Origin of the sequence: Bacillus sp. 2CMS4F (assembly GCF_023161785.1) — a bacterium.
Lineage (GTDB): Bacteria > Bacillota > Bacilli > Bacillales > Bacillaceae > Bacillus > Bacillus halotolerans.
The window spans coordinates 159,493-174,475 of the sequence record NZ_JALNTO010000006.1 but is presented as its reverse complement, the minus strand read 5'-3'; the positions used below and the strand labels follow the sequence as shown (position 1 = coordinate 174,475).

Sequence of the window (14,983 nt, the reverse complement as noted above, 5' to 3'; positions counted from 1 at the left end):
CTTTCTTCTCCGTGATCAGGAGAGAAAAGCTGAAATCTGCTACTATGCTACAGGCGGGCAGCTGCTTACTTTTGAACGTTTTGTTAAAAACAAAAAAGAGGCTGACCTTTCAGCCTCTTTTTTTCTTATTTAGATAACATCAGTGATTGCTGAGTGAAAATTTTCTCAACATCTTTTTGCGTATAAGCAGGGAAATATTCTCCGCCGCCGACTTTAGCAATTGCGTTCAGCTGGCCTTTATACCCTTCTTTATAGTCAAATCCAATCACATTTACTGTGATGTTGTCTTTATGAAGTTCTTTTGCTGTTTTGATCGGGTTGCCGCCGCATGTTTCCTCACCGTCTGTTAGCAGGTAAACGACTTTTTCTCCTTTTGCATCAAGCTGATCGAAAGAAGATTTTGCCTCGTTCAGTGCTTTTGCGATCGGTGTCCAGCCAGTCGGCCCGATTGTGTTAAGAGAATTGAGGAAGCTCTGTTCGTTAAAGCTTTGGAAGCCGTATACGTTGCGAATGGCTTCGCATGATTGAACTTTTCCGGAATTCTTATTGTTTCCTTCTGAACCAAACACACTCATTTTCACTTGAGTGTCCGCAGGCAGTGAGCTTGCAAACTTTGAAATTTCTTTTTTGGCTGAATTAAATTTAGATACACCGTCTATTCTTTTCGCCATGCTTCCGCTAGCATCTAGCAAAACCGCCACGTTTGCCGGAGCTTCAGCCTTCGGTTCTGTTTTTTCAGCAGCAAAAGCAGGTGACGTCAGTCCAAATAGCAATCCTGTCATCATGATCAGTGAAAATCTTTTCTTCATGTTCGTGCCCCTTTTCAAGTTTGTTTCTGCGTGCAGATGTTCAACGCTGAACATAACTAATCGTAATCGACAAAAACAGAGAAATAAATAGGGCGGGCTTCCCCATTACCGCTGTTTACTTTTGCATAGAAACCTTTGTTTTTATTAGTGATTTCCGCCTAACAGCAGGATGAAAAATCATGATTGTCCGCCTTTCGCCTTTCGTTATATGAGTCTGTCGAAGTCTGTCGATCAATGTGGATTACTTTACCACAATCTCAGTGTCAGCAAATATGAAAAAGGAACTGATTCCCTCATCATCATATAGGCTGTAAAATACGCAGGAGGCCTTTAGAAGGTCTTTAACCGCTCTTACATAAAAATAGACTAAGGAACAGAATATACGCTTAAAAACGGCAAAAAAGACGCTTTATGAAGCGTCTTTTTATTTCTTCGCCATATACTTATTCAAAAACGAATCGGCGGTTGAAACCTGTGTTCCTTGATAATAGTACTTCACAATCTCATCAACTGTTTTGCCCTCTTTCGCCATAAAATTGGCTCCATACTGGCTCATTCCCACACCGTGGCCAAAGCCTTTTGTGGTAATGGTAATGGTGTCTCCGTTTCGTTTCCATTCAAAATCAGCTGAATTGAGGCCAAGCTTTTCGCGTATGTCCCTTCCTTTCAGCGTCTTGCCGTTAATGACAGCTGTTGCCACCTGATGGCCCGGTGTCTCTCCGGTAATTTTTCCGACTGTATTTGACCCATTCAGCCGGACGCCAAGCTTTTGTTCAAATTGCGCCACTGTAAAGGTTCTGGTGGCCTTATACTTCGGAGACTTTTTATCCCAAGAGCTTTTGACGCTTTTTAAATAAGGAATGGCACTTGTCCAATATGCTTCCGCATTTTCTGTATAACCGTTGCTTGTGGAGAAAAAGGAGGCTTCAATCGGCTGGTTGTTGTACGTTAAGATTTTGCCTTGCGTACTGGCAACCGCATCTGTGATTTTTTTCAGCTTTGCTTCATAATCTGCGCCCCACTGTTTCTTCAGCTCCGCTTTGCTTTTGTACACCTGGAACATCTGAGTATCATCCACCAGCGAGCCTTTAGGGGCCTCTACTGCAGAATTTGAGACCATCAGTCTGACAATAAACGTTCTTGCGGCGAGAGCCTGAGCCTTCAGCGCTTCAGGTTCAAAGGTAGCCGGCATTTCGGAGGCGACGACTCCGATGACATACTCTTCAAGCGGAATATCTTCTACGGATTGATTGGCGGTTCGATAGACTGGAATAGAAACAGGCGATGCTTTCAATGTTTCCGCTCCTTTTGATTCTTGTATCGTGTTGACTGCTGTCTTTCCTGATTCTCCTCTGGCCCCGGCTTCTTTATTATGCTGAAACGGGATCACTAAGAGTGTGGGGACCAAGAGAATCAATGCACATAGTACGGATAGTGTGATTGCGAATTGTTTCATATTCAGCTGCCTCCTGCTCGGGATTCGACTCTAGTCTAGTCTATGGGCAGTGACAAGCTAATATGACTCTCCTTTTGGACAGAAACTTTATTTGTCATTTACGTATTCTTTTTTGCTATTTTGCGCATAATGATGATAATACACTAAAAATAAAAAACCAGTATGCCAGAATGACATACTGATTTTCAATCCTTTATGCGTTTAAGTCTGAGACAACTTCTTTGCTTTCTTGCTCAGAAGCAGACTCATCGTTTACACGTTCGATGTCTGCGCCAAGACCGGCAAGCTTCTGATGGAAATCAACATAACCGCGGTCTAAGTGTTTCAGTTCAGTAACACGTGTATGACCTTCAGCCACTAACCCCGCAAGAATCAACGCTGCACCTGCACGCAAGTCAGTAGCTGCAACTTCAGCTCCTTGAAGCTGTACAGGGCCGTTAATAATCACAGAACGACCTTCAATCTTGATATCACCATTCATACGGCGGAATTCTTCCGCATGCATAAAACGGTTTTCAAAAACAGTTTCCGTAATCATGCTTGTGCCGCTTGCACGAAGCAGAAGCGCCATCATTTGTGACTGCATATCAGTCGGGAATCCAGGGTGAGGCATTGTTTTAATGTCGATCGGTTTCAGTTCTTTCGGACCGATCACACGAAGGCCTTCTCCTTCATCCTTAATCGTAACACCCATCTCTTCCATTTTTGCGATTAAAGAAGTGAGGTGTTCAGGAACCGCTCCTTTAACTAAAACATTTCCTTCAGTGATTGCAGCGGCAACCATGAATGTGCCCGCTTCAATACGGTCAGGTATAATATGGTGTCTTACGCCGTGAAGCTTGTCGACTCCTTCAATTTTAATGGTGCCGGTGCCCGCTCCGCGGATTTTTCCGCCCATGCCGTTGATATAGTTTGCTAAATCAACGATTTCAGGCTCTTTCGCCACGTTCTCAAGCGTTGTTGTTCCTTCAGCTAAAGCAGCTGCCATAATCAGGTTTTCTGTTGCTCCCACACTTGGGAAATCCAGATAGATTTTTGCGCCTTGCAGACGGCCTTTTACTTCAGCTTCAATGAAGCCATTACCGACTTTAATTTCTGCGCCCATTGCTTCAAAACCTTTTAAATGCTGGTCTATTGGTCTAGATCCAATTGCGCATCCGCCCGGAAGCGCTACTCTTGCATGACCTGTACGCGCAAGAAGCGGTCCCATGACAAGCACAGACGCACGCATTTTACGCACATATTCAAAAGGTGCTTCAGTTTGCAAAGCGTATGAAGCATTTACAGTGACTTCATTATTCTCAAAATGCACATCTGCTCCTAAATGACGCAACACTTCATTAATTGTATATACATCGGAGAGCGTAGGTACATCACAAATTACGCTTTTTTCTTCACTTGCTAATAAAGATGCAGCGATAACTGGTAAAACGGCATTTTTAGCGCCTTCAACTTTGACTGTGCCGTTTAACTTTTGACCGCCGCGGACGATGATTTTTTCCAAGGTATTCCCCTCCGCGTCCCTAAATTCTCTATATTAATATTCAGTCGTAACGATTGGTGTGCCAACCGTAACGATATGTTTTCCGCCCATTCCTGCACTTCTAAGTGCAATTTGCAAATTCATTTTATGTTCTGAGGTCATGATAGACTCTTTCCACTCATCTGTATACGCAGAAATAGAAACGAAACTTGGCTCAACTACATGTTCAACAGATCTTGCTTGAAATTCATTTAATAACTGATTTGCTTTTTTTTGCAAAACAATATTCATATTATCATCTAAATGACCATTTAGACAAGTAAAAATAACTACTTTTTCTTGGAATATCCCGAGTGCCTGCCGTTCAAACTGTTCATATGTATCATTCCAGCTAATCGGTGTCTCAAGACTCATTTGCTCATATAATAAATACGAAGTTGGGTTGTGTTTTTTGAGGGTTGTGACAAGCTGCAGTTTAAAAGAAGTATGATTTTTTTTGTCAGTATACGTGCCAATGGCCTTTACTATTTGGTCTTCCTGTGCAAGTGCCCAATTATATTGACGATACTCTGATTTTAAACGTTGCACTTTTTGATAAAATTCTTTTTCGGTCAGAGACATATTTTGTTTTGCATGCAAAGTCCACTTATCAATTGACACATTCTGGCGTTCCATTCCCTCTGCAATTTGTGCTAATGGCGTTAACTCACTCGCATGAATCGTATGGAAAACAGCAATGACGAAACTTAACACAACAGATACAATAATAGCATGGCTTACTTGTTTTTTCTTCATTATGATCTCTCCCCCCTAATCTCCAGTTTTACCGGAGGCAAGGGGTGCCATACGTGAAAATCTTCGTCAAAACTCGCGTGATTACAGGAAGCGATTTAACCCGCTCCCCCAGCCATTCCCATGTTTTCGGCAATCAAAACCTATCAAAATAAATAGGGAAGCTGCTGTGAATAATTAAGGTAATCTAAAAAGAAGTTTCCGACAGTCGTTCCGATTGCAATCGTCAGCAAAATCATTAGAAGTCTTGCCTGCACGACTTTGCCTTTTCTGATTAACGGATCAATATTGACGGCTTGCAACGCCCACCAAGTGACCGCGATAAAAATCAAGTGAACGATAATGCCAATTGCAGCCTGCTGTCCCAATACGCTCATCTATACGCACTCCTTTCATCCATTCTCCGCTTTATACCCTTTCTTATTATATAAGAAGAAGAGATAAAGATGATACATTTTATACAGAACGGAATATTCATCCAAAACTAGGGCTAATCTCCGCTTAAACAGCGGCTCTTTTGCATGGTATACTTTTTTGGAAAGGAGCTGGCAATTATGAATCATTCATTTTTTCAGCCTGAAAAGCAATATGGTGAGGACTTGCCTGTATTTGAGCAGGAATGGGAAGCAATTGCATTCTATTATGATTATAGACAGTCACAGATTGAAGAACTGAATGAATTGTGTCAGTTTTATAACATTTCTCTCACCCAAACGAGAGAAAGCCTCGAAGAACTTGAACATCTTTATTTTCAAAGCATACAAGAGCTTTTGCTTGCTGATTGGAATCTTCCTATTGAAGAATTTGAGAAGATGATCAGTGTTTATCTTATAGATTGTGTGATTGCCCATCACGAAGATGCCGAATGGATCGTAAAGCCTTATCCGTATACAGACGGGGCTTATACAATGGGCTTTAGAAGACACCGTAAATCATGGCATACCGTGAATTGCTGTGACCGTTTATACTTGCGTCAAAAAGAGAGTCAGCCGCTGCTGTCACTGTTTGATTCTCTTGTGCAGTCATAAAAAAATCCTTCTCTTAATGAGAAGGATTTTTTTATTATTTCCCTGCTACATCCAATCTGTTCAAAGCCCGCTGTAATGCAAGCTCAGCCCGACGAATGTCAGTATCATCTGATTGAGAATTCAAACGCTCCTGCGCCCGCTGACGTGCAGCTTCAGCACGCTCTTTATCGATGCCTTCCGCTGTCTCAGCAGTTTGGGCAAGGATGGTCACCTGATCAGGACGAACTTCTATAAATCCGCCGCTGACGGCAACCAATTCAGTCTGTCCGTCTTTTTTCAGACGAACAGCGCCGATTTTAAGAGGAGCCACGGTTGGAATATGACCTGGCAAAATACCGAGATCGCCGCTTTCGGCTCTCACACTCACCATTTCGATATTCGCATCGTATACTGGGCCGTCGGGAGTAACGATATTGACTTGAACGGTCTTCATGCTTTTACCCTCCTAGGACCAGTTTAAACTTCTACACCCATTTCTTTTGCTTTCTCAATAACTTCTTCGATACGGCCTACAAGACGGAACGCATCTTCAGGAAGATGGTCGTATTTGCCGGCTAGGATTTCTTTGAAACCTTGAACCGTTTCTTTTACAGGCACGTAAGAACCTTTTTGTCCAGTGAACTGTTCAGCCACGTGGAAGTTTTGAGAAAGGAAGAACTGAATGCGGCGTGCGCGTTGAACGACAAGTTTATCTTCGTCACTCAATTCATCCATACCGAGAATCGCAATGATATCCTGAAGCTCTTTGTATCGCTGAAGCGTTGATTGGACTTCACGGGCTACCGCATAATGCTCTTCTCCAACGATTTCTGGAGCAAGGGCGCGTGATGTAGAAGCCAACGGATCAACCGCAGGGTAGATACCCATCTCAGTTAACTTACGCTCAAGGTTTGTTGTCGCATCCAAGTGAGCGAACGTCGTTGCCGGCGCCGGGTCAGTGTAGTCATCGGCAGGCACGTAGATCGCCTGGATAGATGTAACGGATCCAACGTTTGTAGACGTGATACGCTCTTGAAGCTGACCCATTTCAGTTGCAAGCGTCGGCTGATAACCAACCGCAGAAGGCATACGGCCGAGAAGGGCAGAAACCTCTGAACCCGCTTGTGTGAAACGGAAGATGTTATCGATGAAGAACAGTACGTCCTGTCCTTGCTCATCACGGAAATGCTCAGCCATTGTAAGACCTGTCAGTGCAACACGCATACGTGCGCCCGGCGGCTCGTTCATTTGTCCGAATACCATGGCTGTTTTGTTGATTACGCCAGAGTCGCTCATCTCGTAGAATAGGTCGTTCCCTTCACGAGTACGCTCTCCTACGCCGGCGAATACAGAGATACCGCCGTGCTCTTGCGCGATGTTGTTGATCAATTCCTGGATTAATACGGTTTTACCTACACCGGCACCGCCGAACAATCCAATCTTACCGCCCTTGATGTATGGAGCAAGCAAGTCAACAACTTTAATTCCTGTTTCAAGGATTTCAACTTCTGTTGAAAGCTGATCAAATGAAGGAGCCTGTCTGTGAATCGGGTCCTTCTTCGCATCCGCAGGAACCGGCTCATTTAAATCAATATTTTCTCCGAGTACGTTAAATACACGGCCGAGTGTCACATTACCAACCGGAACTGAAATCGGCGCTCCCGTATCGACAGCTTCCATTCCGCGCTGAACACCATCCGTAGATGCCATTGCGATTGTACGGACTGTGTCATCGCCTAAATGAAGAGCGACCTCAAGCGTCAAATCAATACCTACTTCGTTTTCACTTCCAGCCGGCTGTGAAATTTTAATCGCATTATATATTTCAGGTAAGTGACCGTCTTCAAAACGTACGTCGACAACTGGTCCTAATACCTGGCTAACGCGTCCTTTCTTCATCGCTATCCCTCCTGACAAAATCTTTCTATTCTAAAGCGGCTGCTCCGCCGACAATTTCCGTAATTTCTTGTGTGATCGCTGCTTGGCGAGCGCGGTTGTAAGAAAGCGAAAGTGAATCGATAAGATCCTTCGCATTGTCTGTCGCGTTTTTCATCGCCGTCATTCTTGCAGCATGTTCACTTGCTTTACTGTCAAGAAGCGCACCGAAGATTAAGCTTTCTGCGTATTGAGGAAGCAAAACCTCCAGAACCTCCTCTTCAGACGGTTCAAATTCATAAGACGCCGTTCTTTTTCCGCCGCCGCCCAAATCAGATAGCGGCAGAAGTTTTTTCTCCGTCACTTCTTGAGAAATGGCGCTGACATAATGGTTATATACAAGGTGCAATTCATCAAATGCACCGTCTATAAACATTTGAATCGTTTGACGGGCAAGGTCCTTAATTTCTGAAAACGACACTTCGTCTCCAAGTCCTGTTAACTCAGAAATGATCGGAATGTCGCGTTTTTTAAAGAAATCACGGCCCACTCGTCCGATAACGATCACTGCATACTCATCCTTAGACTGATGACGTTCTTGAATGGCCTGATAAGCACTTCGTAAAACCGAACTGTTAAAAGCGCCAGCAAGACCGCGGTCAGATGTAATGACGAGGTATGCCGTCTTTTTCACTTCTCTGCTGAGAAGCATCGGATGTTTCGCGCTGCCGGATACTTTTCCGACATTTGATACAACCTCTTGGATCTTATCCATATATGGCACAAATGATTTTGCATTGTTTTCAGCACGATTCAGCTTAGCTGCAGATACCATCTGCATGGCTTTTGTAATCTGGCTCGTTTTTTTCGTTGACGTGATCCTTGACTTAATATCGCGTAATGAGGCCAAAGATTTCACCACCTTTTCTCTTCATTTGCGTAAAAAGAGAGAAAAAGAGAACCTTTTTCTCTCATCAGCATTCGAGTTAGTTGCTTGGTGCAAATGTGCGTTTGAAGCCTTCGATTGCAGCAGCGAAGTCTTCATCAGCAGGAAGGTTCCCTGTTTTTGCAATTCCGTCAAGCAGCTCTTTATGGTTTTGGTCAAGGTACATGTAGTACTCTTCTTCAAAACGTCTGATGTCCGCTACAGGAATATCATCAAGATATCCTTTTGTCAGCGCATAAAGAATGGCTACCTGTTTTTCAACCGGAAGCGGCTTGTTCAGATCCTGCTTCAGCACTTCAACTGTGCGCGCACCGCGGTTCAGTTTCGCCTGAGTAGCTTGGTCGAGGTCAGATCCGAATTGAGCGAATGCTTCCAGCTCACGGTATGATGCAAGATCAAGACGCAATGTTCCTGATACTTTTTTCATCGCTTTGATTTGCGCGGAACCGCCGACACGTGATACAGACAATCCGGCGTTGATCGCTGGGCGTACGCCTGAGAAGAACAAATCAGATTGCAGGAAGATCTGTCCGTCGGTGATGGAAATAACGTTTGTCGGGATATACGCTGAGATATCTCCGGCTTGAGTTTCTACGAACGGCAGAGCTGTAATTGATCCTGCGCCTTTCGCGTCGCTAAGCTTTGCTGCACGCTCAAGCAGACGGGAATGAAGATAGAATACATCCCCCGGGAACGCTTCACGGCCTGGCGGACGGCGAAGAAGCAAGGACAGCTCACGGTAAGCAGCCGCTTGTTTAGAAAGATCATCGTATACAACAAGAACGTGCTTGCCATTGTACATAAATTCTTCTGCCATTGTAACCCCTGCATACGGAGCAAGGTACAGAAGCGGTGCCGGCTGTGACGCAGACGCCGTTACGACAATTGTATAATCAAGCGCGCCGTGCTTACGCAATGTTTCTACTACGCCGCGGACTGTAGATTCTTTTTGACCGATCGCTACATATACGCAGATCATGTCTTGGTCTTTTTGGTTTAAGATCGAATCGATCGCAACAGATGTTTTACCTGTTTGACGGTCACCGATGATCAGCTCACGCTGGCCGCGGCCGATCGGAATCAGTGCATCAATTGCTTTAATACCAGTTTGAAGCGGTTCATGAACGGATTTACGGTCCATAACACCAGGTGCCTGGCTTTCGATCGGACGTGTTTTGCTTGTGAGGATCGGGCCAAGACCGTCTACCGGCTGGCCTAACGGGTTCACAATACGGCCGATTAATTCTTCACCGACAGGAACCTCCATGATGCGGCCTGTTCTTTTTACTTCGTCCCCTTCACGGATCTCTGTGTAAGGTCCTAAGATAACGATACCTACGTTTGATTCTTCAAGGTTTTGAGCCATACCCAAAACGCCGTTTGAAAATTCAACAAGTTCACCGGCCATACAGTTGTCAAGACCGTGTACACGAGCGATACCGTCACCGACTTGGATGACTGTACCTACGTCATGAACTTCAATTTCAGATTGATAATTTTGTATTTGCTGTTTTATCAGCGTGCTAATCTCTTCAGCTTTGATGCTCACTTAGGTTTCACCCCTTCTATCGATTTTCCCCGGCAAGTTGACGTTCAATGCGCTGAAGCTTTCCGCTTACGCTGCCGTCAAAAATCCGGTTTCCAATGCGGACTTTAATGCCGCCTATTAAATCCGTCTGCACTTCATTTCTGATTCTCAGAGAAGCGACTCCGGCTTTTTTTGCAAACACTTGTGATAATGATGAAATTTCCGCATCCGTCAGCGGTTTAACTGAATATACAATTGCGTCTTCTGTTTGACGGGCCTCGTTTGCGAGTTTCACAAACTCATCTGTGAGATCAGGCACAATTGATGCCCGATGACGGTCAATCAAAAGAAAAATCGTATGGAGCACGGACTGTGATAAAGATCCAAAAGCGTTTTGGATGAGTTCTTTTTTCTTTGCGCCCGGCACCTTCGGATGGTTTAACACATCATTTAGCGCTTTTTCATTTTGAAATACTTCTTTTACAACTTTTAGCTCTTCTTCTACCTGATTGAGCTGAGAGGACTCATTGGCAATATCGAAAAGAGCTGATGCATATCGTTTAGAGACAGCTGATCCACTCATCGGCTTTCTCCTACCTCTTTAAGATAGTCCTGGATCAATTTCTCTTGAGCCTGTTCATCCAGTTCTTTTTCGATCACTTTCGACGCAATCATGACAGAAAGAGACGCTACTTGCTCACGGAGAGCAGAAACCGCCTGTTCTTTTTCCTTCACGATTTCAGTTCTGGCTGCTTCTTTCAGACGTTCAGATTCTGCACGCGCAGCCTGAATAATCTCTTCTTTTTGATTCTCTCCCAGTTTCTTCGCGTTTTCGATAAGCGTTTGGGATTCCTGTCTTGCTTCTTTTAACAGAGCGCGCTGCTCATCAATAAGCTGCTGCGCTTCTTTATTTTTTTCTTCAGCAGACGTAATTTCTCCAGCGATATGATCTTCACGCTGTTTCATTATGTTTAATAGCGGCCCTAAAGCGTATTTCTTCAGAAGCGCTAATAAAATTAACATAGCTAACAGTTGGAACAGGATATCTCCGCCGTTAAACGACAGTCCTAGTTCAAGTGGTAATTGAGACATCTACTACGGCAACTCCCTTCTGCAGGTTTTTCTTTGCTGATCCAGCAGCCGCACTTGTCTCTTTTCAGCCGGCAAGGCGGGATGCTTATCAGACATAAAGCAATGGCGAAGGTTCTCTTGGAATGATCTTCGCCATTTTTAGTTCATATAAGGCTTTTATGCTTAGCCAAAGAACGCTAAGAATGCGATAACGACAGCGATAATAGGAAGGGCTTCAACTAATGCGATACCCATGAACATAAGAGTTCTAAGTTCTTTACCTGCCTCCGGCTGACGGGCGATTCCCTCTACCGTACGTGAAACAATCAAACCGTTACCAATACCTGCACCAAGTGCGCCTAAACCAATTGCAATCGCAGCTGCTATTAAATTCATGAAAAAGTTCCTCCTTTAAAATGTTATCCGTTTGGATATAATGTTTTAATGATCATTACTGATTTTATGAGACATGTACACCATCGTCAGCATCGTAAAGATAAACGCCTGGATGGCACCTATAAATAAACTGAATGCCTGCCATGCCAGCATCGGCAGAATGGCACCGATTGTACCGACAAGTCCGAGAACCACGCTTTGCGAATAGAAGCTTGTCGCTAATCCCGCAAGCAGGCCGAGAAGAATCTCACCGGCGAAGATGTTACCATAAAGCCGCAAACCGAGAGTCAGCGTATTCGCAAACTCTTCTATGATTTTCATCGGGAGCATGAACGGAACAGGTCTTAAATACTCCTTGGAATATTCCTTGAGCCCTTTCATCTTTACACCATAATAATGGGTTAAAGCGACGACCATTACGGCAAGCGTTAATGTAATGGCAGGATCGGCTGTCGGAGATTTCCACCAGAGCTCATGTCCGATTGTGACAGAGAACGGCAGCCCCAGCATATTCGACACAAATATGTACATCAGCAATGTGACACCAAGTGCCAAGAAGTTAGCCCCTGTTTTCAAATCCATTGTACTGCCGATAATATTGCGGACAAAATCAACAATCCATTCCATAAAGTTCTGGGCTTTTCCGGGACGGATCGAAAGCGTTCTTGTGGTAAGGATGGCAATCAATAACACGATCACACTCGCCACAGTAATCATCAGAATGTTTGTCAGATTAAAAGTAAGTCCTAGAAATTCAATAGTTCTGTATTCATGATTCAAAGGGTTTTCACCTCTCTTCCATTGATGAACGTTTAAGCTGGATAAAGGAATCTATCATAATGACAGGATAAATTGTCATTAATCCAATAACTGTACTTGCCATATGAAAATGCTCGGGATATTTATAGGCGACAGCCGCAGCAAGAATCGCATTGCACCACCGCGCTGCGCTCCCAAGGGATCGTATGGACTTGCCTTTCGCAACGGCCCTGTCAAAAGCATTCATTCTTCTGACGAGCAGTAAAAAATTAAACAAACTGAAAACAGTTCCCAGAATAAGGCCTAAAAAAACGGTTTTATACGCTGTTAAACCATAACCCAGTACATACGCTGCCAAAATGAACAATAGATATTTTCGTTGTCTGCTAAATTGTAGCTTGGGATCGTCCATCAACTATCTGTCTCCTGATGAAAAAATAATGTATTTCTTGGATACGGCAAAATCAGCGGTTAACCCTAGTAGAAGACCTTTTTTGTCCGGCAAAACGGGCCTGTTCGAAAAAATCATTCATCCGCAAGCCTTGCAGGGATGCTGTTTCATTCGCTTGAATAAATCCTCATAAAACGGGTTTTCTGGGAGGATTTACATTGGGGATGAGGACTATAATGAAAGCTATGAAAACCTTCTCATAATACCCTCGTTTAGCATACAATAGCCCCTAACATGTGTCAATCTGTTTAAAGTTAAAAAACTTTTTATACTGTAAGCCTCCACAGAATGTTCACATTTTCACCTATAATTGTATAGAGATTCACCGAATAGCAAATAACTGGATAACAAAAAAAAGAAAACCCGCTAACGGGTTTTCTTTTTTATTTTGTTCCGAACATACGGTCTCCTGCGTCTCCGAGACCCGGAACGATATAACCTTTTTCATTTAATTTTTCATCAAGCGCCGCTATGTAAATATCCACGTCAGAATGATGCTTCTGCAATTCTTCCACACCTTCAGGCGCAGCTACGAGACACATGAAACGGATGTTTTTCGCACCGCGTTTTTTCAGGCTGTTAATCGCTTCAACTGCGGAACCGCCTGTGGCCAGCATCGGGTCAACCACGATGAATTCACGCTCTTCCACATCAGAAGGAAGCTTCACATAGTATTCCACGGGTTTTAAGGTTTCAGGATCACGGTACAGACCGACATGTCCCACTTTTGCCGCAGGGATCAGTTTCAAGATGCCTTCAACCATTCCTAAACCTGCTCTGAGAATAGGAACAACCCCGAGTTTTTTCCCTGAGATGACTTTCGATTTCGCAGTCTGAACCGGTGTGTTGATATCCACTTCCTCTAGAGGGAGATCACGGGTAATTTCAAACGCCATAAGCGTGGCTACTTCGTCTACAAGCTCTCTAAAATCCTTCGTGCCTGTCTCTACATTCCGAATATATGTCAGCTTGTGCTGAATTAAAGGATGATCAAATACATAAACCTTTCCCATACTGTGTTTCAGCTCCTTTTTTATTGTCCCATCGACAATTTCACACTTCTATTGATTCTACAAAAAAAGACATTGAGTTTCAAGGACATCGTCAAAAAACCCGCCGGGCATAAGCCCGAGCGGGTTTTTCAATCTTAGTAATCTAATTCTTTATATAGAGGGAACTTGCCAGTCAGAGCAGCTACGCGCTGTCTTGCTTCTTCAAGTTTTCCTTCATCTTCGTGGTTTTTCAATGCAAGCGCAATGATGGCACCGACTTCATCCAATGCCTCTCCGTCAAAACCGCGGCTTGTCACAGCAGCTGTTCCGAGACGGATACCGCTTGTTACGAACGGTTTTTCAGGATCGTATGGAATCGCGTTTTTGTTTGATGTAATCCCGATTTCATCAAGCACATGCTCTGCAACCTTGCCTGTCAGTCCGAGAGAACGAAGATCAACCAGGATGAGGTGGTTGTCAGTTCCGCCGGAAACGAGCTGAACACCCTCTTTTGTTAATGATTCTGCAAGACGCTTCGCGTTTGAAATCACGTTTTGTGCGTACGTTTTGAAATCATCGCGCAATACTTCGCCGAATGAAACAGCTTTTGCGGCAATTACGTGCATCAGCGGTCCGCCTTGAATGCCAGGGAAGATGGACTTATCAATTTTCTTGCCGAACTCTTCACGGCAAAGGATCATACCGCCGCGAGGTCCGCGAAGTGTTTTATGTGTCGTTGTTGTAACGAAATCAGCGTAAGGAACCGGGTTTGGATGAAGGCCTGCCGCAACAAGTCCTGCGATATGCGCCATATCCACCATAAAGTAAGCGCCGACTTCATCAGCAATTTCACGGAATTTCTTAAAGTCGATTGTACGAGGATACGCACTTGCTCCTGCCACGATTAGCTTAGGCTTGTGAGCGAGAGCTTTTTCACGCACGTCATCGTAATCAATATGTTGAGTTTCTTTATCTACGCCGTACTCAACAAAGTTATATTGAACACCGCTGAAGTTAACTGGACTTCCGTGTGTTAAATGACCGCCGTGGGAGAGGTTCATCCCAAGTACAGTATCGCCTTGTTCCAAAATCGTGAAATAGACTGCCATGTTTGCTTGTGCGCCTGAATGTGGCTGAACGTTTACATGCTCCGCTCCAAAGATTTCCTTCGCGCGGTCACGAGCGATATCTTCAACGACATCGACGTGCTCACATCCGCCATAATAGCGTTTGCCAGGATATCCTTCAGCGTATTTGTTTGTTAAAACAGAACCTTGTGCTTCCATAACCGCTTCACTTACAAAGTTCTCAGAAGCAATCAATTCGATCTTAGTCTGTTGGCGTTCACGCTCATTTTTAATGGCGTTAAACACCTGTTCGTCTTGCGCAGGTAAATGTTTCATCAGCGAGATCCTCTC

At 44.2% G+C, this 14,983-nt stretch carries 17 protein-coding genes; 1 reads left to right on the top strand and 16 read right to left on the bottom strand.

The window, feature by feature from the left end; all coding sequences use genetic code 11:
• Window positions 1–125: 125 nt before the first annotated feature.
• The 5 genes from MTN95_RS11360 to MTN95_RS11340 all read right to left on the bottom strand — a co-directional run bounded on the left by MTN95_RS11360 (window position 126) and on the right by MTN95_RS11340 (window position 4,917).
• The gene (locus tag MTN95_RS11360) at window positions 126–809 is read right to left on the bottom strand and encodes a vWA domain-containing protein (RefSeq protein WP_024123154.1); all 684 of its coding nucleotides are present in this window, start codon (window positions 807–809) and stop codon (window positions 126–128) included.
• 424 nt (window positions 810–1,233) lie between these two features.
• Window positions 1,234–2,265 (bottom strand): stage II sporulation protein D, encoded by a 1,032-nt coding sequence (gene spoIID, locus MTN95_RS11355; protein ID WP_248338199.1) that lies wholly within the window; start codon window positions 2,263–2,265, stop codon window positions 1,234–1,236.
• 193 nt (window positions 2,266–2,458) lie between these two features.
• Window positions 2,459–3,769: a UDP-N-acetylglucosamine 1-carboxyvinyltransferase gene (murA, locus tag MTN95_RS11350; protein WP_024123156.1), complete on the bottom strand. Its 1,311-nt coding sequence runs from the start codon at window positions 3,767–3,769 to the stop codon at window positions 2,459–2,461.
• A gap of 33 nt (window positions 3,770–3,802) precedes the next feature.
• Complete coding sequence (locus MTN95_RS11345) at window positions 3,803–4,543, bottom strand: YwmB family TATA-box binding protein (RefSeq protein WP_248338197.1); 741 nt, start codon at window positions 4,541–4,543, stop codon at window positions 3,803–3,805.
• 143 nt (window positions 4,544–4,686) lie between these two features.
• The gene (locus MTN95_RS11340) at window positions 4,687–4,917 is read right to left on the bottom strand and encodes a DUF1146 family protein (protein ID WP_010332226.1); all 231 of its coding nucleotides are present in this window, start codon (window positions 4,915–4,917) and stop codon (window positions 4,687–4,689) included.
• Window positions 4,918–5,094: 177 nt separating this feature from the next.
• Between MTN95_RS11340 and MTN95_RS11335 the strand changes: the two genes are divergently transcribed.
• Complete coding sequence (locus MTN95_RS11335; protein ID WP_044159725.1) at window positions 5,095–5,568, top strand: hypothetical protein; 474 nt, start codon at window positions 5,095–5,097, stop codon at window positions 5,566–5,568.
• 34 nt (window positions 5,569–5,602) lie between these two features.
• Here the strand turns inward: MTN95_RS11335 and MTN95_RS11330 are convergent, their stop codons facing one another.
• From MTN95_RS11330 to glyA, 11 genes are all read right to left on the bottom strand, one after another.
• Window positions 5,603–6,001 carry a F0F1 ATP synthase subunit epsilon gene (locus MTN95_RS11330; RefSeq protein ID WP_010332228.1) on the bottom strand — a complete coding sequence of 133 codons (399 nt, stop codon included), beginning with the start codon at window positions 5,999–6,001 and terminating at the stop codon, window positions 5,603–5,605.
• A gap of 23 nt (window positions 6,002–6,024) precedes the next feature.
• Entirely contained in the window at window positions 6,025–7,446 is a 1,422-nt protein-coding gene (gene atpD, locus MTN95_RS11325; RefSeq protein ID WP_105954102.1) for a F0F1 ATP synthase subunit beta, read from the bottom strand.
• 25 nt (window positions 7,447–7,471) lie between these two features.
• Window positions 7,472–8,332 carry an ATP synthase F1 subunit gamma gene (gene atpG / locus MTN95_RS11320; protein WP_010332230.1) on the bottom strand — a complete coding sequence of 287 codons (861 nt, stop codon included), beginning with the start codon at window positions 8,330–8,332 and terminating at the stop codon, window positions 7,472–7,474.
• 76 nt (window positions 8,333–8,408) lie between these two features.
• Window positions 8,409–9,917 carry a F0F1 ATP synthase subunit alpha gene (gene atpA / locus MTN95_RS11315; protein ID WP_044159727.1) on the bottom strand — a complete coding sequence of 503 codons (1,509 nt, stop codon included), beginning with the start codon at window positions 9,915–9,917 and terminating at the stop codon, window positions 8,409–8,411.
• 16 nt (window positions 9,918–9,933) lie between these two features.
• Entirely contained in the window at window positions 9,934–10,479 is a 546-nt protein-coding gene (locus tag MTN95_RS11310) for a F0F1 ATP synthase subunit delta (RefSeq protein ID WP_024123165.1), read from the bottom strand.
• Window positions 10,476–10,988 carry a F0F1 ATP synthase subunit B gene (atpF, locus tag MTN95_RS11305; protein WP_105990810.1) on the bottom strand — a complete coding sequence of 171 codons (513 nt, stop codon included), beginning with the start codon at window positions 10,986–10,988 and terminating at the stop codon, window positions 10,476–10,478. Before atpF ends, MTN95_RS11310 begins: the two co-directional genes overlap by 4 nt.
• 162 nt (window positions 10,989–11,150) lie before the next feature.
• A complete protein-coding gene (gene atpE, locus MTN95_RS11300) occupies window positions 11,151–11,363 on the bottom strand; it encodes a F0F1 ATP synthase subunit C (protein WP_003151167.1) in 213 nt (70 codons plus the stop codon).
• Between the two features lie 45 nt (window positions 11,364–11,408).
• Window positions 11,409–12,143: a F0F1 ATP synthase subunit A gene (gene atpB, locus MTN95_RS11295; protein WP_024123167.1), complete on the bottom strand. Its 735-nt coding sequence runs from the start codon at window positions 12,141–12,143 to the stop codon at window positions 11,409–11,411.
• 7 nt (window positions 12,144–12,150) lie between these two features.
• Window positions 12,151–12,534: an ATP synthase subunit I gene (gene atpI / locus MTN95_RS11290; RefSeq protein ID WP_010332235.1), complete on the bottom strand. Its 384-nt coding sequence runs from the start codon at window positions 12,532–12,534 to the stop codon at window positions 12,151–12,153.
• A gap of 422 nt (window positions 12,535–12,956) precedes the next feature.
• Entirely contained in the window at window positions 12,957–13,586 is a 630-nt protein-coding gene (upp, locus tag MTN95_RS11285; protein ID WP_003235778.1) for a uracil phosphoribosyltransferase, read from the bottom strand.
• 134 nt (window positions 13,587–13,720) lie between these two features.
• On the bottom strand, window positions 13,721–14,968 hold the full coding sequence (gene glyA, locus MTN95_RS11280) for a serine hydroxymethyltransferase (protein WP_105954104.1): 1,248 nt from the start codon (window positions 14,966–14,968) through the stop codon (window positions 13,721–13,723).
• Window positions 14,969–14,983 lie beyond the last annotated feature (15 nt).